Origin of the sequence: Enterococcus sp. DIV0806c (assembly GCF_051710905.1) — a bacterium.
In the GTDB taxonomy this organism is placed as follows: domain Bacteria; phylum Bacillota; class Bacilli; order Lactobacillales; family Enterococcaceae; genus Enterococcus_B; species Enterococcus_B mundtii.
Window position 1 is genome coordinate 2,160,579 of record NZ_JBIOLO010000001.1, and the last position, 21,397, is coordinate 2,181,975.

General features: G+C 39.9%; 23 protein-coding genes. 7 read left to right on the top strand and 16 right to left on the bottom strand.

Annotation, left to right across the window (positions count from 1 at the left end; translation table 11 throughout):
* Positions 1-9: 9 nt before the first annotated feature.
* Genes IGK77_RS10100 through thiE form a run of 3 tightly spaced genes read left to right on the top strand, consistent with a single transcriptional unit; the run spans position 10 to position 1,650 of the window.
* Positions 10-213 carry a bifunctional hydroxymethylpyrimidine kinase/phosphomethylpyrimidine kinase gene (locus IGK77_RS10100; RefSeq protein WP_081355914.1) on the top strand — a complete coding sequence of 68 codons (204 nt, stop codon included), beginning with the start codon at positions 10-12 and terminating at the stop codon, positions 211-213.
* Positions 210-1,022: a hydroxyethylthiazole kinase gene (thiM, locus tag IGK77_RS10105; protein ID WP_074799511.1), complete on the top strand. Its 813-nt coding sequence runs from the start codon at positions 210-212 to the stop codon at positions 1,020-1,022. The genes IGK77_RS10100 and thiM overlap by 4 nt, the downstream gene beginning before the upstream one ends.
* Positions 1,012-1,650 (top strand): thiamine phosphate synthase, encoded by a 639-nt coding sequence (gene thiE, locus IGK77_RS10110; RefSeq protein WP_074799512.1) that lies wholly within the window; start codon positions 1,012-1,014, stop codon positions 1,648-1,650. Before thiM ends, thiE begins: the two co-directional genes overlap by 11 nt.
* 66 nt (positions 1,651-1,716) lie before the next feature.
* Here the strand turns inward: thiE and IGK77_RS10115 are convergent, their stop codons facing one another.
* On the bottom strand, positions 1,717-2,529 hold the full coding sequence (locus IGK77_RS10115) for a pyruvate, water dikinase regulatory protein (RefSeq protein WP_074799513.1): 813 nt from the start codon (positions 2,527-2,529) through the stop codon (positions 1,717-1,719).
* A gap of 13 nt (positions 2,530-2,542) precedes the next feature.
* Positions 2,543-3,172 carry a CBS domain-containing protein gene (locus tag IGK77_RS10120; protein WP_074799514.1) on the bottom strand — a complete coding sequence of 210 codons (630 nt, stop codon included), beginning with the start codon at positions 3,170-3,172 and terminating at the stop codon, positions 2,543-2,545.
* Between the two features lie 169 nt (positions 3,173-3,341).
* Between IGK77_RS10120 and ppdK the strand changes: the two genes are divergently transcribed.
* Positions 3,342-5,960 carry a pyruvate, phosphate dikinase gene (gene ppdK, locus IGK77_RS10125; RefSeq protein ID WP_074799515.1) on the top strand — a complete coding sequence of 873 codons (2,619 nt, stop codon included), beginning with the start codon at positions 3,342-3,344 and terminating at the stop codon, positions 5,958-5,960.
* Between the two features lie 105 nt (positions 5,961-6,065).
* On the opposite strand, the gene rsgA is transcribed toward ppdK, so the two are convergent.
* From rsgA to rpsP, 7 genes are all read right to left on the bottom strand, one after another.
* Positions 6,066-7,037: a ribosome small subunit-dependent GTPase A gene (gene rsgA, locus IGK77_RS10130; RefSeq protein ID WP_081355915.1), complete on the bottom strand. Its 972-nt coding sequence runs from the start codon at positions 7,035-7,037 to the stop codon at positions 6,066-6,068.
* 315 nt (positions 7,038-7,352) lie between these two features.
* Complete coding sequence (gene rplS, locus IGK77_RS10135; RefSeq protein WP_002286913.1) at positions 7,353-7,700, bottom strand: 50S ribosomal protein L19; 348 nt, start codon at positions 7,698-7,700, stop codon at positions 7,353-7,355.
* A 145-nt stretch (positions 7,701-7,845) separates the two neighbouring features.
* Positions 7,846-8,583 (bottom strand): tRNA (guanosine(37)-N1)-methyltransferase TrmD, encoded by a 738-nt coding sequence (gene trmD / locus IGK77_RS10140; RefSeq protein ID WP_169823226.1) that lies wholly within the window; start codon positions 8,581-8,583, stop codon positions 7,846-7,848.
* Positions 8,573-9,097, bottom strand: coding sequence for a ribosome maturation factor RimM (gene rimM / locus IGK77_RS10145; RefSeq protein WP_010735009.1), 525 nt, complete (start codon positions 9,095-9,097; stop codon positions 8,573-8,575). The genes trmD and rimM overlap by 11 nt, the downstream gene beginning before the upstream one ends.
* A 125-nt stretch (positions 9,098-9,222) precedes the next feature.
* Positions 9,223-10,038 carry a hypothetical protein gene (locus tag IGK77_RS10150; RefSeq protein ID WP_074799517.1) on the bottom strand — a complete coding sequence of 272 codons (816 nt, stop codon included), beginning with the start codon at positions 10,036-10,038 and terminating at the stop codon, positions 9,223-9,225.
* Positions 10,039-10,143: 105 nt separating this feature from the next.
* Positions 10,144-10,392 carry a KH domain-containing protein gene (locus IGK77_RS10155; protein WP_010735007.1) on the bottom strand — a complete coding sequence of 83 codons (249 nt, stop codon included), beginning with the start codon at positions 10,390-10,392 and terminating at the stop codon, positions 10,144-10,146.
* 11 nt (positions 10,393-10,403) lie between these two features.
* Positions 10,404-10,679 carry a 30S ribosomal protein S16 gene (gene rpsP, locus IGK77_RS10160; protein WP_010735006.1) on the bottom strand — a complete coding sequence of 92 codons (276 nt, stop codon included), beginning with the start codon at positions 10,677-10,679 and terminating at the stop codon, positions 10,404-10,406.
* Between the two features lie 317 nt (positions 10,680-10,996).
* Here rpsP and IGK77_RS10165 point away from each other — a divergent pair, with 317 nt between their 5' ends.
* Positions 10,997-11,551, top strand: a complete 555-nt coding sequence (locus IGK77_RS10165; RefSeq protein WP_066025729.1) for an NADPH-dependent FMN reductase — start codon at positions 10,997-10,999, stop codon at positions 11,549-11,551.
* A gap of 65 nt (positions 11,552-11,616) precedes the next feature.
* On the opposite strand, the gene IGK77_RS10170 is transcribed toward IGK77_RS10165, so the two are convergent.
* The 5 genes from IGK77_RS10170 to IGK77_RS10190 all read right to left on the bottom strand — a co-directional run bounded on the left by IGK77_RS10170 (position 11,617) and on the right by IGK77_RS10190 (position 15,065).
* The gene (locus IGK77_RS10170; RefSeq protein WP_074799518.1) at positions 11,617-12,150 is read right to left on the bottom strand and encodes a dihydrofolate reductase family protein; all 534 of its coding nucleotides are present in this window, start codon (positions 12,148-12,150) and stop codon (positions 11,617-11,619) included.
* A 14-nt stretch (positions 12,151-12,164) separates the two neighbouring features.
* A complete protein-coding gene (locus tag IGK77_RS10175) occupies positions 12,165-12,728 on the bottom strand; it encodes a DNA-3-methyladenine glycosylase I (protein ID WP_074799519.1) in 564 nt (187 codons plus the stop codon).
* A gap of 96 nt (positions 12,729-12,824) precedes the next feature.
* Positions 12,825-14,243, bottom strand: a complete 1,419-nt coding sequence (ffh, locus tag IGK77_RS10180) for a signal recognition particle protein (protein WP_010735002.1) — start codon at positions 14,241-14,243, stop codon at positions 12,825-12,827.
* Positions 14,244-14,263: 20 nt separating this feature from the next.
* Positions 14,264-14,602 carry a putative DNA-binding protein gene (locus IGK77_RS10185; protein WP_010735001.1) on the bottom strand — a complete coding sequence of 113 codons (339 nt, stop codon included), beginning with the start codon at positions 14,600-14,602 and terminating at the stop codon, positions 14,264-14,266.
* Complete coding sequence (locus tag IGK77_RS10190) at positions 14,592-15,065, bottom strand: DUF523 domain-containing protein (RefSeq protein WP_071867494.1); 474 nt, start codon at positions 15,063-15,065, stop codon at positions 14,592-14,594. The genes IGK77_RS10185 and IGK77_RS10190 overlap by 11 nt, the downstream gene beginning before the upstream one ends.
* 127 nt (positions 15,066-15,192) lie before the next feature.
* Between IGK77_RS10190 and IGK77_RS10195 the strand changes: the two genes are divergently transcribed.
* A complete protein-coding gene (locus IGK77_RS10195; RefSeq protein WP_010734999.1) occupies positions 15,193-15,897 on the top strand; it encodes a response regulator transcription factor in 705 nt (234 codons plus the stop codon).
* Positions 15,894-17,636 carry a sensor histidine kinase gene (locus IGK77_RS10200; protein WP_074799520.1) on the top strand — a complete coding sequence of 581 codons (1,743 nt, stop codon included), beginning with the start codon at positions 15,894-15,896 and terminating at the stop codon, positions 17,634-17,636. The genes IGK77_RS10195 and IGK77_RS10200 overlap by 4 nt, the downstream gene beginning before the upstream one ends.
* Positions 17,637-17,736: 100 nt before the next feature.
* On the opposite strand, the gene IGK77_RS10205 is transcribed toward IGK77_RS10200, so the two are convergent.
* Both IGK77_RS10205 and IGK77_RS10210 read right to left on the bottom strand, forming a co-directional pair.
* Complete coding sequence (locus tag IGK77_RS10205; RefSeq protein WP_074799521.1) at positions 17,737-20,190, bottom strand: cation-translocating P-type ATPase; 2,454 nt, start codon at positions 20,188-20,190, stop codon at positions 17,737-17,739.
* 225 nt (positions 20,191-20,415) lie between these two features.
* Positions 20,416-21,300, bottom strand: coding sequence for a phosphate ABC transporter substrate-binding protein PstS family protein (locus IGK77_RS10210; protein ID WP_086334935.1), 885 nt, complete (start codon positions 21,298-21,300; stop codon positions 20,416-20,418).
* Positions 21,301-21,397: the final 97 nt, after the last annotated feature.

Here is a 21,397-nt window from a genome sequence, read left to right on the forward strand (position 1 = left end):
GTCTAACTTTTGGGGGTCGCTGCATGTACCTTCTCTTCAGCGATTGCCTCACAACTCGCTTTGGGCGTACCATTAGACCAAGCAATTTCCAAGGCAAAAAAATATATCACTACTGCAATCGCACATTCACTAGAATTGGGCGAAGGTCATGGCCCAACCAATCATTTCTATTCACTCTATCGCAATGGTCTTAAGGAGGAACAAAGTCAATGAATACATTTTTAAAAACAGCTGTAGAAACGGTCCGTATGAAAAATCCTTTGGTCCACCATATCACGAACTATGTAACAGTCAATGATTGTGCGAATGTCACACTTGCAATCGGTGGTTCACCAATCATGGCTGATGAAGCGTTAGAGGTAGCAGAAATCACAGCAATGTCACAGGTATTGGTACTAAACATGGGTACTTTAAATGAACGTACCGTAGCTTCGATGCTTTTAGCTGGGCAAACAGCCAATGAAAAAGGTATCCCGATTATTTTTGATCCAGTCGGTGCAGGGGCTTCACAGTTTCGTAATCAAACAGCAAAAACGATCATGGAAAACTTGAAATGTGCAGTGATTCGTGGCAATATTTCAGAAATCCGCTTTTTAGTGGGAATCGCAAGCACGACGAAAGGTGTTGATGCCTCGGCAGACGATGCAAGCTCCATTGAAGAAGCCCAACAGATTGCTGATCAATTAGCAACCGCTCACAAATGTATCGTAGTGATCACCGGTGCGACAGATGTGATTTCTGATGGGCGACGTAAAATCTTAGTGCACAATGGTTGTTCTGAAATGAGTCGGATCACTGGCACTGGCTGTATGCTCACTTCATTGATTGCTAGCTTTTGTGGGGGTTCTCCTGAAGATCTTTTTCACGCCACAACCACAGCTGTTCTTACCATGGGGATTGCTGGTGAGCTTGCGTTGGAACAAACGGCTGGTACGGGAAGTTTTCGGATCGCATTGATTGATGAAATCAGCCGCATTGATCGGGAAACATTACTACTGCGAGGAAACTATCTTGAAAAATGACATCAACTATTCCTTATACCTAGTGACCGATCAGTCACTGCTGAAAAAGAAAACACTCCAAAAAGCAGTGCAACAAGCACTTGAAGGTGGTATCACTGTCTTACAGTTGAGAGAAAAAAAAGCCAATTCACGAGATTTTTATGAGGAAGCGATCGCGTTGAAACGATTAGCTAAACCATACAATGTTCCATTGATCATCAACGATCGAGTAGACATTGCGTTAGCTTGTGATGCAGAAGGTGTTCATGTCGGTCAAACAGATCTACCTGTGGCTGTGGTGAGAAAAATGATTGGACCTGAAAAAATCATCGGCGCTTCCGTCCAAACCCTCGACCAAGCAATTTCCGCTGAACAAGCTGGGGCAGATTATTTAGGTGTCGGGACGATGTTCCCAACCGCTACTAAAACAGATGCCATCATCGTATCTAAAAATGAACTCAAGAAGATTCTTCAACACGTTTCGATCCCTGTTGTTTTGATCGGTGGTCTCAACGAACAAACGATTGCAGAATTCAAAACTTGCCCCGTCCAAGGATTTGCTGTGGTTTCAGCGATCCTAGCAAAAGAAGAAATCAAAAAAGCGACTAAAAAACTTTCTGTACAAATCAATACGTTCATCAAAGAGTAATAAATTAAAAAAGCGGCCCATGTAAAGTCAAATGATCTTTACATAGGTCGCGTTTAATTTCATTCCTCACTTCAAGCTTTTCAAATGATGTTCAACGATAAAAGCAGTTTCTTCAATCGATTTATCCGACACATCAATGACAAAATTTCCATAGTGATCAAAAATCTCTTGCGAGTAAGCCAATTCTTTGTGGATCGTTTCTAAATTGTTGTAGCTTGACGATTGATGCAAACCTAAAGAATCTAAGCGATTGCTCCGGATTCTCACTAAATTCTCTGGATGACAAGTCAAACCAACGATTTTACTTTTGTCTACTTCTTCTAATACTTTGGGTAATGGTACTTCAGGGATCAATGGCAGATTGGACACTTTGTACCCCTTATTTGCCAGATACATACTTAAAGGTGTTTTTGACGTTCGGGAAACACCTAGAAGTACGACATCTGAATCTAAAAAACCTTTAGGATCTTTTCCATCATCATATTTTACAGCAAACTCGATGGCAGAAATCCGATTGAAGTATTCAGTATCCAACTTGTGGACAGCCCCTGGTTCTTCAATGGGCTGCATCCCAGTTTTTGCATGAATGATCTCGAAAAGAGGATGCATCAAGTCGATATAGAGTAAACCAGTTTTCCGACTAAAAGATTTTGCCACTTCCGATAGTTCATGATTCACGAGTGTACTGATCACAATTGCTTTATCACGTAAAGCATCTGCTAAAATCGGCAACAGCTCTTCCTTCTGATTCACAAAAGGAAATTTATAGTTATTATGGAACACCAAGTTAGGATATTGGACCATCACAGCGGATAATAACTTTTGCGACGTTTCACCTAGTGAATCTGAGATAGAATAAACAATGACTTCATTTTGCATGGATAAACTCCCCCTATCGATTTCGTTCAGCATTTCTCGCTTGCTGAGTGATAAAATTCAATACTTTTGATTTAGTGATCTTACCGATTACGTTTCGCTCATTTGCTTCATCAACCACTGGCAGAGAGTCAACTTCAAAATCTTGAAGGATCGTCGCTACTTCCAATAAATCCATTTTTTTCGTGCAAGTTCTGATATGCGGATTTCGTGTCATACAAAGAGCGACCGGCGTATGATCGATTTCAGTATTTAAGGAAGCTCTCAACAAATCTTTTCGAGATAATACACCCACCAATTGTTTTTCTCCGTCAATCACATAAATCGAGCCAACATCATACACGAATAATGTCGTGATCGCATCACGGATCGAAGTATTCAAATCAATCAGCAATGGTGGCACCATGATCTCATCCACTTTGACTGTGAATGTTTTAAAGAAAAAAAGCGTCTCTAGGTCAGAACCTGTATACGTATAACCAATTTTCGGCGTAGCTTCCAGTATCCCAGACATTGTCAAAAAGGATAAGTCCGACCGCAGTGTCGCTCTTGAAACATCTAAGAGTTCAGAAATTTTTTCTCCGCTGACAGGTTGTGTCTCTTTGACGATCTCGATGATCTTTTTTTGTCGTTCACTCAATTTCATTTGTGCTTTTTCTCTCCCTCCCTCATCTTCATTTCTTATTATACACATATATAAACCGATTTCAAAATAAATTTGTGTTTCATTATTCTTATTGACAGATATATATGAGTCATATTAAGATGTGTTTACAATATAAATGACTCACATTAAATCAATGGAGGCTTATCATATGGTAAAATGGATCTATGACTTTAAAGAAGGCAGAAGCAAAGATAAAGCATTATTGGGTGGAAAAGGTGCAAATCTAGCGGAAATGACTCACTTAGGATTGCCTGTTCCTTCTGGCTTTACCCTGACTACAGAAAGTTGTATGCGCTATCTTAAAAATACCGCTTTCTTTGATCAACAATTGATAACAGAGATTCAAACAGCTATCGAACGGCTAGAAGTAAAAACAAACAAGTCATTTACGAACGATGATGAGCTATTGCTAGTTTCTGTAAGGAGTGGTGCAGTCTTTTCTATGCCTGGTATGATGGATACGATCCTCAATCTAGGTCTAAATGATTCACGTGTCCATGCTCTGGCTGAACAAACCAGTTTGATTTTTGCTTATGATTGCTACCGTCGTTTGTTGCAAATGTTTGGCGATGTCGTCTACGGTATCCCCAAAGAAAAATTCAATCTTCTACTCACAAATGCAGAAAAAGAAATCAATAAAACGGTTAATGATTTCAACGAACAACAACAGTTAGCATTGATCAAAAATTATAAAGAGCTATTTATCAAACATAATAAAGTTTTCCCTCAACATCCTATGGATCAGCTAAAAGAAGCAATCCAAGCGGTCTTCCACTCTTGGAACAATCCACGAGCAAACGTTTATCGAGAGTTACATGGTATCTCTCATCATTTAGGCACGGCTGTCAATGTCCAAGAAATGGTTTTTGGAAATAGCGGAAATGAAAGCGGTACAGGTGTCGTCTTTACCAGAAATCCCGCTACAGGTGACAATCAGCTTTTTGGTGAATTTTTGCTGGATGCACAAGGAGAAGACGTTGTCGCTGGCATTCGCACGCCTCAACCGATCCAAGAGCTTAGTGAGCGATTACCTAATGTCTACCAAGATTTCTTGCACTACGCACAAATGCTAGAACTTCATTACAAAGATATGCAAGATATCGAATTTACCGTTGAACAGGGAAAGCTATTTATTTTACAAAAGAGAAATGGCAAACGAACAGCTAAAGCTGCTTTAAAGATTGCGACTGACTTAGTAGACGAGAACGTTCTTTCAAAAGAAGAGGCTTTGATGCGAGTGGAAGCAGAAATGATCGACCAGTTGATCCATCCGATTTTTAAACCCGAAGCTCTCGATCAAGCAACACCATTTGCTCAAGGCTTACCTGCAAGTCCCGGTGCTGCCACAGGTGAGATCGTCTTCACAGCCGAAAAAGCAAAAGAACTATATGAACAAGGAAATAAGGTCATCTTAGTTCGCCAAGAAACCTCTCCAGAAGATATCGAAGGAATGATCGTTAGTGAAGCCATCGTCACTAGTCGTGGCGGGATGACTTCTCATGCCGCTGTCGTCGCTCGTGGGATGGGTACTTGTTGCGTGACTGGTACGGAAACCTTGACGATCGACGAAGAAGCAAAAACTGTAACAACAAATGACATTCGGCTAAAAGAAGGCGAGATTCTCTCCGTCAATGGCAATACAGGCGAGATTTACTTAGGGGAACTTCCTACAGTTATCGCTGAAAACAATCAGGACCTTACTTTATTTTTATCTTGGGCGGATGAACTCGCCGACTTAGAAGTGCGTGCCAATGCTGAAACGTTAACTGATTTAACCACTGCTCTTGATTTTGGGGCAACAGGTATCGGTTTAGCAAGAACCGAGCATATGTTTTTCGGAGAAGATCGTATTTTAGAAATGCGCCGCTTGATTTTAGCAGAAGATCACCGAGAAATGGAAACAGCTTTGACAAAATTGCTGGCATTTCAAGAAAATGATTTTTATCAGATGTTCCAAACGATCCGAGATAAACCAATGGTTATTCGCCTACTTGACCCACCGATGCACGAGTTTCTTCCCCATGAGGCACCAGACATTGCGAATTTAGCAGACAAACTGAACCGATCAGTCAATGAGCTGACAGCAAAGATCGAGTACTTGAAAGAAACCAATCCGATGTTAGGTCACCGTGGGTGTCGCTTAGGGATCACTACACCTGAAATCTATCAGATGCAAGTCAAAGCAATCATTCAAAGTGCGATTCGGCTAGTACAAGAAGGGATACCAGTTGTTCCAGAAATCATGATCCCATTGATTGCTGAAAAAGAAGAACTAATGCACCTTAAAGTTTTATTGATCGAAACGATCGAAGCAACTTTCAACGCACAAAACATCGTACCATTTTCTTACGAGATCGGTACGATGATCGAGTTACCTCGCGCTTGTTTGATTGCGGATCAATTAGCAGAACAAGCTGATTTCTTCAGTTTTGGTACAAATGATCTCACTCAAATGACCTATGGATTTTCTCGAGATGATATTGGAAAATTCATCAATCGTTACCAAGAAAAAGCGATCATGACCCATGATCCATTTCAACATTTGGATCAACAAGGTGTTGGTCAATTGATCAAACTCGCTGTTTCTAATGCACGACGAACCAAACCAACGATGACGATCGGCATTTGTGGTGAAGTCGGTGGAGACCCTCAATCCATTCCCTTCTTTCAAGCCATTGGAATCGACTATGTCTCCTGCTCTCCTTACCGGATTCCAGCTGCTCGATTAGCTGTGGCTCAAGCAGCTATCCGTAGCCGTCCGTCTTAATTATTTATTTCTTTGTATCTAGTTTTAAAAAAAGTAACCACAGCCAACGTATCGAACGTTTTAGGCTGTGGTTACTTCTTTAGAGCGATATTATTTTACCGTGAGCTATTTTCTTTTTCTTCTGTTCTTCAGCTTCTCCTTTTCACGGATTCTCTTTTCTTGAAAGAGCAGTTCTTTCTGCAATTTCAAATAGTTCCTATAGCGATTTTCTGATAGCTCTCCACTGTCGATTGCTTGCTTGATTGCACAGTCTTTTTCGCGATTATGCCGACAATTCCTGAATCGGCACTTGAAAGAGAGTTGAACAATATCCTCAAATTGGCTATCTAACTGCTCTTCTTGAAATGGTTGGAATTCTCGCATCCCTGGAGTATCGATCAAAAAACCACCGGTTGGTAACGTGAGTAATTCTCTATGTGTCGTTGTATGGCGGCCTCTATCATCCTCTTCTCTGATTACTGAAACGTGCATTGTTTCAGCCTTCATCAACCGATTGACGAGGGTTGATTTCCCCACGCCGGAGGAACCAACAAGTGCGCCCGTTTTTCCGTCTGCTAATAAGTCTGCGATTTGTTGGATACCTTGTTCATTGTCAAAACTAGTCACAATAATATCTGTTTTTAACGTATAAAGTGGCACGAGAAATAAGTCAATCGTCGGACATAAGTCAGCTTTCGTAAGAATGACTATTGGTTTTGCGCCACTTTGTTTACCAGCAACTAAATAGCGTTCGATTCTTCGCAGATTGAAATCATTATTCAAACTACTGACAATAAAGAGCCAATCGATATTCGTTGCGATGATCTGTTCGTCGGAACGATTTCCTGCTGTTTTTCTAGAAAACTTTGAGAAACGTTCATCAACGGAATGGATAATACCTTTATTATCAGGTAACAGTTGAAATTTCACCCAATCGCCAACAACAGGTAACTCACTTTGAGAAGTCGATTGGTGTTTTAAAGAACCAGATAATTTAGCTGAGATCTCTTGATCATTGCTTAGGATCTGATAACTACTTCCATAACTAATTGTAACTCTTCCACGAATCAGTGAAACATGATATTTATTTGTTGTCATATTGATACTCCTTTGATAGTTAGAAATAAAAAAACTTCATGACCCGCTCATTTGCGAAATCACAAAGTTATCAACATTCAATCACTATCGTCAGCATTTACGATCAATACTAGACAACGATCCATGGTGAGTATGATAAATTCAAGTTCACAAAGAGCTTCGGTTGGTTGATATTTTTTTTCATTATACTCACCTTCTTTCGTTTGATTTCATTTTTACTATAGCATAGCTGATAGACTTGCGTAAACAGATTTCGAACGATAAAAAAGAACCCTTGAAAATTCAAGGGTTCTTCTTCTGTCTGATAATAAGAAATTAACGACGGATTTCTTTGATACGAGCTGCTTTTCCGTGTAATGCACGTAGGTAGTACAATTTCGCACGACGTACTTTACCGTAACGGACAACTTCGATTTTTGCAACACGTGGTGTGTGCAATGGGAATGTACGCTCAACGCCTACACCGTTAGAAACTTTACGTACTGTATAAGTTTCGCTGATTCCAGCACCACGGCGTTTGATTACAACACCTTCAAATAACTGGATACGTTCACGAGTACCTTCGACAACTTTCGCATGAACACGTACAGTGTCACCAGGGCGGAAAGCTGGAATGTCAGAACGTAGTTGTTCTTTTGTTAATTCTTCGATTAATGGATTCATTGTTTTCTTCTCCTTATTCCAAACATTCTTATGAGTAATTTCTCACAGCGGAACATCGTAATAGTTAAGTGTTTTTACACTCACCATAGAATACTATCATATTCTATGGTGAGTGTAAAGAAAATTTTCATTTATTTGTTGCAACTCAAGCTTCTTCTTTTTTGATCTCCGCTAGCATTTTTTCCATTTGCGGTGTCATGTCTAATTTTTCTAACATGTCTGGACGTCGAAGATATGTCCGGCGTAAGGATTCTTTTAGTTGCCATTCTTCAATCAATTTATGGTTACCATTGGTCAATACTTCTGGTACTTTCATATCTTTGAATTCTGCTGGTCTCGTATATTGAGGATGTTCCAACAAGCCAGTAGAATGCGAGTCTGTTTGGGCAGATGTTTGATTACCTAAAACATCCGGCAATAGCCGAACGGTCGCATCGATCATGACCATGGCACCTAACTCTCCACCGGTCAGTACATAATCTCCCAATGAGACTTCATCAGTTACGAGCGAACGGATGCGCTCATCATAGCCTTCATAGTGGCCACAAATAAAGATCAGGTGCTCTTCTTCCGAAAATTCTTCTGCCATTTTTTGATTGAACGGTTGACCAGCTGGATCAAGTAAAATCACCCGTTTCTTAGTCTCTGGATGTTTTTCTTCGATGGCTTTGATATTGTCATAGATGGGTTGGACTTTCAATAACATCCCTGCTCCACCACCATAAGGATAGTCATCGACCGTTTGGTGTTTGTTGTCCGAATACTCACGGAAATTAGAAACATTGATTTCTAACAATTCTTTTGCTACTGCTTTACCAATGATCGATTCCCCCATCGGGCCTTCAAACATTCGCGGAAACAGAGTCAACACGTCAATCTTCATCATCGATCAATCCTTCTAATAATGTCACACGAACCAAGCCATTTTCAAGATCGACTTCTTGAACGACGGAATCGATATACGGGATCAGTGCATCTTTTTTCTTTGGTCGTTGGATGACCCAAACATCATTTGCGCCTGGAGATAAAATCTCTTTGATCTTTCCTAGTTCTTTTTCGTTTTCATCAATGACCTTCAAGCCAATGATTTCATGGTAGTAATATTCATTTTCTGTCAATTCAACTAAGTTTTCTTTTGATACACGTAAGATACCATCACGGTATTTTTCAACGTCATTGATGGAAGGATGATTCTCAAAGCTGAGTAAATCAAAGTTTTTATGTTTACGGTGACTTTTTACAGTCAATTCTACAGGAGCTTTTCCTTCTTGGAAGAGTGTCAAAACTTCACCTTTTTTGTAACGTTCTTCAGGGAAATCTGTGGTTGAGATGACACGGACTTCGCCTTTGATTCCTTGGGTATTGACAATCTTGCCAACGTTTAGATATTCAGTCAACTTTTGTCCTCATTTCTTTCATGATTCTTGTCACTCTGCTTGGTCACGATTTGCTTTTGGACTCAGAGTGTTCTATCGTTTCCTGTCTATTTTAGCATGTGGTTCTTGGCAATTCTAGTCTTCTTTTATTGTTGTTCCATGGAAACAGCCATTTTTAATGCATTCATCGAATCTTGATTCGTGATCGTATAAACAGTGGTTGGTTGTTGCCAAATGATCCGAGTATTTTGATTGGTGCCGTCGGTCATATTGATTTCGATCGTTCCGACTTTTTCCGGTGCAGGTAAGCGGGCAGATTCCAAGTAAGTCACGATCTGTTTCGCCAAAGGTACAGGATCTTGTCCGTCAATATTGCTGGCACGTATTCGTAACCGCCAATTTCCTTCTTGCCATTCAAGAATCGAAGAACCTGCAGCACCTTGTTGATAACCGACGATGTTATAACCGAGATCGACTTGTCTTCCTCCAGTATCGACCGTAAATGGCTGAATCGTGTTCAGTGTTTCTTGGGAAGATGCAAAGTCATCTTGATAAAGGTAAGAAGCGATTGGTTCTGCTTGGTTCAATAAGGCGTCGTTTAGTGGTAGTGCTTGTTCTGATTGATAGTATAAGACAGAAAAGCCTTGTTTTGTCATCGTTGCTGCGATGTTCAAGTTAGATGACCCAACTGGGATCTCTTTTGGCATCGGTGTGTCTGGATACTCTTTTTGCAATTGCTCAAAGGCAGTTTGCGTCGAATTTTCTTGTGTGCTCGTGCTTGTTTCAGCTGATGATGCTGTCTCATTGCTACTTACGGAAGATGACCCTATCTCTTCCTTTGAAGTAGTTGTTTCTGTCGTACGAACTGTTTCAGTTGTCGTTTCTTGACTCGTTTCACTTGGTGATTGACAAGCACCGAGTAAAGCGACAGCGAATAAGCTGATCAAACCTATTTTTTTCATTTGAAACACTCCTCTCTTACTATTAAGGATACGCTTTGTACCTGTTTTTGCCAAATATGATCTCTAAAGAACACAAAAAAAACTGTTTCGCGAAAACGAAACAGTTTATTCTTTATTGTCGATGATATTCAAACGCACTTTTTTCGGTGCATTGATTCGTACTCCGTAAACGATCGTGCGGATTGCTTTCGCAACGCGCCCTTGTTTACCGATGATACGACCGATATCTTCGGGAGCCACAGTTAGATTGTATTCGTAAAAATCTTCCGACTCAACGACTTCTAGCTGGACTTGATCAGGATAAGTAACTAACGGACGAACGATTGTTAAGACTAAGTCGCTTAAATCTTTCATATCCGGTCACCTTATTTCTTTGAGAATTTAGCTTCATGATGTTTTTTCATAACGCCTTCTTTTGAAAGGATGTTACGTACTGTATCTGAAGGTTGTGCACCTTTTGATAACCAGTCAAGTACTAAATCTTCTTTTAAAACTACTTCTGCAGGGTCTTTCAAAGGGTTGTAAGTACCTACAGTTTCGATGAAACGTCCATCACGAGGAGAACGAGAATCAGCTACGACGATACGGTAAAAAGGACTCTTTTTAGAACCCATACGTTTTAAACGGATTTTAACTGCCATTATATATTTCCACCTCCATTGTTTTATTCACAAGATGTAGTGTACCAGTTTTTTTTTACCCTGTAAAGCTTTTTTTCTTTACAGTCTGATTTTTTTCTATTTTTATTCTTTCTTTAAGTCGTTAGTGTCCTTTTCCATGGATTTCTTCTTACTTTTTTGAATCATCAAGGTTGAACATAGGAAGCTTGTAAATCCCCTATCCATAAGCATTTCTTTTGTTTTCGACTCTACATTAAAATAACCCAAGTGTTTTTATTTGCTCAGTTTACTTATTTTTTGTAAGATAAATATAGAAAGATTAAAGGAGGAATTGTTTTATGACAAAAAAAATTGGTTTTTTCATCGGAAGTTTAAGAAAAGATTCATACAATAAGAAAGTTGCAGAAACTTTTGCGGACTTATTACCGGAAGGATACGAGAGCGTATTTGTAAAAATCGATGACCTTCCTTTTTATAACGAAGATATCGAAACACCTGAGCAAACACCTACAGAATGGACACGTTTCCGTGAAGAAGTCAAAGATCTAGACGGCGTGATCTTTGTTACTCCTGAGTACAACCGCTCAGTGCCAGCTGTATTGAAAAATGCCTTGGATGTTGGTTCTCGTCCTTATGGTCAAAGTGTCTGGGATAAAAAACCTGGTTTAGTGGTCACTGCTTCTCCTGGTGGAGTCGGTGGTTTTGGCGCAAATCATCACTTACGTCAATCATTAGTCTTTTTAAATGTCCCAACATTACAACAACCAGAAGCGTATATCGGAAATATCACTAACTTACTTGATGAAGATGGCAACATTATCCAAGGAACCGTTGATTTCTTCCAAACGATTTTAGATGCGTATCTAGATTTCGCTGGAAAATTGAACGCTTGATGTCTTGCTAATTTTACAAAAAACCACGAAACAGCATGTTGTTTCGTGTTTTTTTGTGTGACCTACTATTCTTTGTGCCCTTCTTTACGATAGTGTAGCTCAATAAACTCGCCAAAGCGTTTCGTGTCCACCAATTGATACCGCTGTACATAATCTCCTTCTTGAAAAAGACGAATCCCTTTCCCAAGTAATACAGGCGCAATTTGAATGTACCATTCATCGATCAGTTGCTGTTCAATGATTGGTTTGAGCAAACGACCGCCACCAACTACCCAGATCCTTTGTTCACTTGATTCCTTCAACTCCTTGATAAAGCTTACGGGATCTTCGTGAACGACCCTAGCATCCTCTAACTTCAATTCTTTGTCTGTTGAAAAGACATAATTGGTTTTTTCTGGATAGATCTTGGCTGTATCTAAATATTTTTTGGCTTCTTGATACGTTTTTCTGCCCATGATCGTTGTATCGATGGTTTGATAAAACGCATCATAGGTTGTTTTTTCCCCAATAGGCGTATCGAAGAGCCATTGCAAGTCATCATTAATTGTTGCTAGATAGCCATCCATACTGATTGCTCCGTAAAAAATGATCTTAGACATTTCATCTTTCTCCTTTAGCGAGTGACTTCTTGGTGGCGAAAACATGTGATCAGGTGATCGTTGATGATCCCTACCGCTTCTAAAAAGGCATAAATGGTCGTACTTCCAATAAATTTGAAACCGCGTTTTTTTAAGTCCTTTGAGATGCGATCAGAGAGTTCACTAGTAGTTGGCACTTCACTTTGGTCTTGGTAGTTTCCGATCACGACTTCGCCATTGACAAAAGACCAGAGGTAATCAGAAAAACTCAGTCCGGTTGCTCGCATGGCTAAAATAGCTTGTGCGTTAGCGATTGCCGCTTCAATTTTCCGGCGATTGCGGATGATTCCTTTATTGCTCATCAATTCTTCGATTTTTTCTTTAGTATAGCTAGCGACTTTTTCGAGTTCAAACTGGTCGTAAGCCTCATCGAAAGCTTGGCTCTTGTTCAAGATCGTTTGCCAGCTGAGACCTGCTTGATTGATATCAAGCATTAATTTACGGTACAGTCGTTGGTCATCATATTCAGGTACTCCCCAAATCGTATCATGGTACTCACGCATCATTTCAGTTGATTCACTCCATGGACAGCGTTGCATCGACTCACTCCTTTTGGGATTTTCAGACAATGTATGAAAAAACTCCGAAGACAAAATTAAATACGTCTTCGAAGCTTTTTTGCACTTGATTACTGTTTATTTCTTTTTCTTCTTTTTCTTTTTATTTTTCTTCATCATGCGATTCATCGCCATTTTTCCTAGCTTACCTTTGACACCGGTACCGAACATTTGGTCCATGCCAGGAATATTCATATCCCCTTTAGACATTTGTTGCATCATCTTACGGGATTCTTTGAATTGTTTGATCATACGATTGACTTCCACTACGCTGTTCCCTGAACCAGCAGCAATTCTGCGTCGGCGGCTTGGATTCAATAGGTCTGGGTTTTCACGTTCTGCAGGTGTCATCGAATAAACCATTGCTTTTTTACGCTCAACATCTTTCGGATCAACTTTGATATTTTCGATTCCTGGCATCTGATTCATTCCTGGGATCATTTTTAATAAGTCTTCGATTGGGCCCATACCCATGACTTGATCCAATTGTTCAATGAAATCATTGAAGTCAAATGAGTTCTCACGCATTTTTTGCGCAAGCTCTTCTGCTTTTTTCTCATCATAGTCTTGTTGCGCTTTTTCGATCAGCGTCAACATATCCCCCATACCAAGGATACGACTTGCCATACGATCTGGATGGAAGACTTCTAAGTCAGTCAGCTTTTCACCAGAACCGATGAACTTGATTGGTGCACCGGTCACTGAACGAATCGATAGCGCCGCTCCCCCACGTGTGTCTCCATCTAATTTTGTGATGACGACCCCGGTGATCCCTAATTGTTGATTGAAGCTATCCGCAACGTTGACGGCATCTTGACCAGTCATCGCATCGACAACGAGTAGGATTTCGTTAGGTTGTGTCAAGTCTTTGATTTGTTTTAATTCATCCATCAATGTTTCATCAATGTGTAAACGTCCGGCTGTATCGATCAATACGTAATCATTTTTCTTTTCTTTCGCGAGTTCCATCCCTTGACGAACGATTTCTACAGGACTCACATCTGTTCCCATATCAAAAACCGGAACATCCAATTGCTGTCCTAAAACTTTTAACTGGTCGATGGCAGCAGGACGGTACACGTCACCTGCAATCAATAAGGGACGAGCATTTTCATTTTTCTTTAAATAATTCGCTAATTTACCAGTAAACGTTGTTTTACCTGCCCCTTGCAAACCAGCCATCATGATGACAGTCGGGATTTTTGGAGATTTAGTCAATTCGACCGTTTCTGAACCCAAAGTGATCGTTAACTCTTCATCCACGATCTTTACGATTTGTTGTGCTGGAGAAAGACTATCAAGTACTTCTGCTCCAACTGCACGTTCGCGCACACGTTTCGTAAAATCTTTGACTACTTGTAAGTTGACATCGGCTTCTAATAGCGCAAGACGGATCTCGCGCATCATTTCCTTGACGTCAGCTTCAGAGACTTTTCCTTTTTTTCGTAACTTTGACATCGCCTGTTGTAGGCGTTCAGTTAAGCTTTCAAATGCCATATTTTATTCATTCCTTTTTGTTATTCTTCGATTTCTTGAATTTTTTTGATGTATCCTTGCAGCGTTTGATCTTCAGGATACTGTTCATTGATATAGTTCGTCAATTCTGTCAACAACTGTTCACGAACGACATAATCAGAAAAAAGGTGGAGTTTTTTTTCGTAATTCTCCAAGATCTTGCTCGTTCGTTTGATATTATCATAAACTGCTTGGCGACTGACCTCATATTCTTCAGCGATTTCTCCAAGTGAAAAATCATCTGCATAATATAATTCCATATAATTCATTTGTTTCTCAGTCAACAGTGTCGAATAAAATTCAAAAAGAGCATTCATCCGATTGGTTTTCTCAATTTCCATTCAACTCACCTCGTTGATCCATCCACTCTTCTTCTGAGCAGACACTGATTTTTTGTTGGAGAAAATAGGCGGTAGCTACGCCAATGCCTTCTTTCAGACTACCAGTGAAACTACCATCATAGATAGTTGATGAGCCGCAGGAAGGACTATTTGCTTTTAAGATCAACGTTGAGATCTGCTTTTCCTTGAGTACTTGATAAGCATTGATCGCACCATTTTTATAAGCTTCTGTAACATCTTTTCCAGAGATCGTCATGACCTTAGCCTGATGATCCCAGACATCAAACCCATCACCACCAACGATTTCTGCTGGTTCTCTTGGAATGGGCAAACCTCCTGCTACTTCTGGACAGATCACGATTGCTTGACCTTCTGTCACGAGTTTTTTTAAGGCAGGGATTGTTTGTTCCCGGCCATCATAGCGACATGAGACGCCACCTAAACAAGCACTGATACCGATCATCGGACATTTTCTCCTTTAGCTGAGCAAATTGCTTTTATATTATACCATTTATTTAGCTGGTTAAATAGTCCTTGCCCCCGATTCTGTGCTAAAATAAAGGAGATGAAATTTATCAAAAGGAGAATTTATGAAAAAAGTACTAGTTGTTGATGACGAACCCTCAATTGTAACATTACTGACATTCAATCTTGAAAAAGAAGGATATAAAGTAACCAGTGCTGCAGATGGTCAAGAAGGTCTTGATCTTGCATTGGAACATTCATATGATTTCATTATTTTAGATGTGATGCTTCCTTCGATCGATGGCATCGCGATCACACAAAAGCTCCGTCAAGAAAAAAATGATACACCTATATTGATCCTAACAGCTAAAGATGATCAAGTCGATCGAATCATCGGACTGGAGATCGGTGCGGATGATTATTTGACGAAACCTTTCAGCCCTCGGGAAGTCCTTGCACGGATGAAAGCCATCTTTCGTCGGATCGAGCCCCGTAAAACTCAATCTGATGAGGCAGAACCAGAATACTTATCGATTGGACAAATCAAAGCCGACTTGACGAATTATCAAGTGACGATCGAGGACCAACCGATCGAACTTACGCCGAAAGAATTTGAGTTGCTTGTTTATTTCATGAAACGCAAAGATCGAGTGATCGACCGAGATACACTGTTGGATCGTATCTGGAATTTTGATTTTTCTGGACAAAGTCGTATTGTTGATGTCCATGTCAGTCATTTACGTGAAAAAATCGAGCGTGATCCGAAACATCCTAAATATTTACTGACTGTTCGGGGCTTTGGTTATAAATTCCAGGAACCAAAACGATGAAAAAACAATGGAAAAAATTCTCCGAGCGCTTGTTTTTTCTCATCTTGTTGCTTGGCTTATTTTTTGGTGGATGGCAGATCATCTCCCATTATTTCCAACAACAGATCATTGAACAACAAGAAAGTTATTTGACTAAAAAAGCGCAGTTATTGGCTCGTCAACTAGATGTCGAGAATCCTACTTCTGCTAGTAATAAAGCAGTTCTGGATGAATTTGTCCATCAATCCAATGAACGAGTGACGTTGATCGATCAAACTGGCACGATCATTTATGACACAGAAGAATCTTCTTTGCATGAACAAAGAAAAACACGCCCGGAAATCAAAGCGATCTTAGAAGGAAGTACGCTTGGTACTTCTCTTCGTAAGAGTACGACATTGAATGAAGAATTACTTTATGTCGCCTTGCCCATCAAAGTCAATGGAAAATTGGTAGCGATCATTCGCATCGCTGAACCTACAAGTGGCTTTCTTCCTCGTACGGAAAGTTTTCGCCGTTGGGTATTCGGTTTCTTCTTGGTTTTCTTTCTTTTATTGACATTTATGATCTACTACCTGATTTACCAACGAAACCAACCACTCAAAACAGTGATTCCTGTTTTGAAAAAAATGGTCAAGAACCCGGAACAAACGGAGATCATCATGCAGACTTCTGATCAATGGGAAGAATTATACCAAACGATCAATGGCTTGAGTGAACAGATGACCAAAATGTATCGCGCCTACACGACGACGGAGGAACAATTATACAGCTTGTTGAATGAATTGATGATCGGTGTCTTTCTGATTGACTCCAATGCCACACTGCGCCTGCTTAATCCAAAAATGCAAGTCCATCTAGGTGTGAAAGATTATCAAGAAAATCAACATTACACAGAAGTGATCCGCGAACCAAAATTGATTCAATTGATCCATCAAGTTTCTCCGTCTGAACCGATCGTTCATCAAGAAGTCACGATTGCTGACGGTACGCAAACACTGGATATCAGCTTGCGTTATTTCAATAGTTCAGAGGATACTGGACAAATTTTAGGTGTTGCTTATGATCTGACAAAAGTCAGACATTTAGAAAAAATGCAAAAAGATTTTGTCGGCAATGTCTCACATGAATTAAAAACACCTGTCACTTCTTTGATTGGGTTTACTGAGACTTTACTGGACGGTGCAAAAGAGGACCCCGACACACTGACTGAATTTCTATTGATCATGCAAAAAGATGCGATTCGTTTAGATAAGCTGATCCGAGAAATTATTCAGTTATCAAAAGACGAAGAGAGTTTACATGAAACCCAAACGATCTATATGGAGCCTTATTTCCAACAGGTGATCCAAAGCTATCAACCAATGATCCGGAAAAAACAGTTGACGATCAAATTGATTGGAGAAAATACTGCCTTTACGACACATCCTGATTTGCTTTACCCGATCATCAAAAACTTGTTTGAAAACGCGATCCAATATTCAAAAGAAGAAAGTGAGATCATCCTTCGCTACGAAAGCCACGATCAGCTGATTTTCTCTGTACAAGATTTTGGTATTGGTATCGATCGCGAAGATCAAGAACGCATCTTTGAACGTTTTTATCGTGTAGATAAAGCGCGTAGTCGTCATTCAGGTGGTACAGGATTAGGATTGTCGATCGTGAAAGAATACGTGAATTTACTTCATGGCACGGTGGAAATCAAGAGTCACCCTGGTATCGGCTCTACCTTTATTGTGACGATCCCTAAAATCAATTAATTGTTAGTCTGATAGGTATAAATGAAATAAGCGTCAACATCCAAGAACATTTCTGTTTTAGGAGGTTGACGCTATCTTTTTGTATACAATAAGTCTTGGCTCACTTCTTGAAAAAGGGAAATACTTTTCTCCAACGTTTTTTCGTACGTGTCGCATCGATCTTATCTACATGCAAATATTTTTCCACGAAAAAGGTCAACTGACGAAAGATGGATTCTGCTGCGAAAAAGAGCATGACCACCATTAAGATAGACACTGGCGAAATGGCTGATATTGAAAATAGTTTATGCAAGAAGACAACAGAAAAGATGATTCCACTTGCACAAAATAGCATGATCCGTGTTCGAAATTGGTTCAATGGTTGACAGATTTTATAAAGGACTAAAAAGCCAACAACAATCAACAACATAGTAGAAGCTGTCGACGTATCGGTTTTGTTCAGATTTAAAATCGAACCACCCACGACTAAAGCGCCTACCACCATCATATCAGTCAGCCCCCCCGGAATAGCTTTTTCCAAGACATTCTCAATGAATCGGCCTTTGATCCGGTTCTCATTTTCTTCCAAAGCTAATAAAAAGGAAGGCAACCCGATCGTGAATAAACTGATCAATGTGATTTGTGAAGGTTCTAATGGATAAGTGAATGCAAAAAGAACAGAAAACACAGACAGTAAAAATGAAAAGATATTTTTTACTAAGAAAAGACTGGCAGAACGTTCGATATTGTTTACGACACGCCGCCCTTCGCCAACAATCTCTGGCATTTTAGAAAAATCTGATTCCAACAAGACCACTTGTGCCGCTTGCATCGTCGCTTCATTCCCTGATGCCATCGCAATGCTACAATCGGCTTCTTTCATCGCCAAGATATCATTTACCCCATCCCCAGTCATCGCCACTGTATGCTTCTCTTTTAGTAAACGAACAAATTCCTTTTTTTGTTCTGGTTTGACACGGCCAAAGACGGTATATTTTTCCATGGCTTCTGGAAATTCTTCTTCCCTTAACGAGGAGACATCCACATATTGCTCCGCGTTTGAAATACCCGCTTGTGTGGCAACATGAGAAACTGTCGCTGGGTTATCACCAGAAATCACTTTGATAGCAACTTCTTGTTTCTTAAAGTAATTAAACGTTGCTTTCGCTTCTTGACGGATCGGATTAGCAATCAATAAATAACCTAACGGGATAACGACTTCTTCCAAGTCTTCTTGTGACAGTACCCCTTGGTATTCACCGAAAACTAATACCCGATAGCCTTGTTCCGTATACGCACTAAATTCAGAAGCATAACTCGTGAACGCTTCGCGTAAGACCATCTCTGGTGCTCCAAGGACATACGTTTTATCCGTAAATGTCACGCTGCTATATTTTCTCACAGAAGAAAAGGGTAAACTTGCTGTTGCCTCCCTGTCAGAATGCTTCGTGAAGTAATTTTTGATTGCTTGCATCGTTTCATTGTCAGCTTCTACTGCCTGTGCGTAGTCACCAAGTAATTCATCCAACTGATCTGCTGTTTGTTTTGCTAAAGAATTTTCAGGAATCAGCACACGTTGAACGTCCATTGCATTTTCAGTGATTGTTCCTGTTTTATCAACACATAATACATCCACTCGCGCTAACGTCTCGATACTTTTCATGTCATGCAGCAACACTTGTTGTTTTGCTAAGCGCGTCGCACTCATTGCTAGTGCAATCGTTGTGAGTAGGTACAGCCCTTCAGGAATCATGCCGATCAACGCAGCTTCCATCGAAACAATACTCTCTCTTAATGTATTGCCATTGTAAAAGTAACTTTGAGAAAATAAAGTCAATCCAATAGGAATAATAATGATTCCCACCCATTTGATGATCTTATCTAACGAAGCAATCATCTCGGATTGTTCTCCAGTACCCATTTCTTTTGCTTGCATCGTTAATTTGGCAATATAAGATTCATTGCCAACTCGTGTCAACTGAACTTTTGCTTTACCCGTAACGATGAAGCTTCCTGACATTAATTCATCGCCGATTTCCTTACTTATCTCATCCGCTTCACCAGTCAATAGCGCTTCATTCACTTGTAGATTACCTTCTATGATCTTTCCATCTGCGGGGATCTGGTCTCCTGTTTTTAGAATGACGAGATCATCTAGAACTAACTCTTCGATAGTTATCTTCTGTTCTTGACCATTCCGTAATACTTTGACTGTTGCGGCATGTAACATGCTCAACTGATCCAAGATTTTCTTGGAATGGATCTCTTGATAGATCGCAATGCCAGTATTTGCCAATATGACAGGTAAAAAAGTCAAATTTTTATAGGAATTGACGACACATAATAAAATCGCTAGGACTAAAAAAATCAGATTGAAATAAGTAAAGACATTCTCCATCACGATTTGCTTGTTCGTTTTAAATGTAGGACTCGTTGCTTGATTGACAGCGCCAACACGTATTCGCTCTTGGACCTGTTTCTCTGTCAGCCCTTCATTTTTGTTAGGATCGATGCGTTCTAATTGTGCCAACATTTGCTGTATCTGTTTTTCTCGCTGCTTTTCTTTTCTTTTCATAACTAATCCCTCAACTTTTTTTCTACTCTTTAACCATACGTCATTTTGCCAAATAAATCCTCAGATATAACTGATATTCTTCTTTCAAAACTGTCATATGGAAAAAAACGAAAACGTAGAGTGAGCAATAAACTAAAAAAAGCTTAGATCCTCAACGAGGAACTAAGCTTAATAATCAATGGTAGTCGTTATGAATAAACATGTGATTGAAAGATGTATTCAATCTTATGATAAGTTACCTTCTGCGTCACGTTCAACTTTCATCATGCTGATCGGTAGGTAGCCTAAATCTTGTACTGGTCCTTCTTGAACGGCATCAGTCATCATGAAGTCTAAGAACTTCTTCACTTCTGGTTCTGGTTCGCCATTTGTATACATATGCTCATAAGACCAAATTTCCCAGCTATTGTCTGAGACATTTTCAGGAGTTGGTTCTACACCGTTGATTTTCAACGCTTGAGTAGAATCATCTAAATAAGAGAATGCTAAATAGCTGATCGCACCTGGTGTTTGTGAAACGATTTGACGAACTGTTCCTGATGAATCTTGTTCTTGAGATTGTATTGGTACAGCGCCATCTAATGCCCAGTATTCAAAGGTTGCACGAGTGCCACTTCCGTTTGCACGGTTGATGACGTTGATTTCTTGATCTGCTCCGCCTAGTTCACTCCAGTTAGTGATCTTACCAGTGAAGATCTCGATCAATTGTTCTTTTGTAATATCTTCAACGCCTGTATCTTTATTTACGATTGGTGCCATTCCAACAACTGCTACACGATGGTCTACCAATTTACTTGCATCGATCCCATCTCTTTGTTCTGCAAATACATCAGAGTTTCCGATTGTTACAGCACCTGACGCTACTTGACTAAGACCTGTTCCACTTCCGCCACCTTGAACAGAAATCTGATAGTTGGGGTTATCTTGTGTAAACATTTCTTGTGCAGCATCAACTAAAGGTTGCAAAGCGGTTGAACCGACCGCTACGATTTTTACTTGATCATCTGAACTAGCTGAGTTGCTTGCTGATCCATCCGTACTTCCTGAACCAGAACCACATCCAGCTAAGATAAAACCTAATACTCCTAAAGAAAATAAAACTTTTTTCATTTATATGCCCCTTTCTTAGTTACAAATTGATTGTATCAGGGTACTGTAAATCCTAGATATTGAATATGTAAAGTTATTGTTAAGTTGTGTAAATATA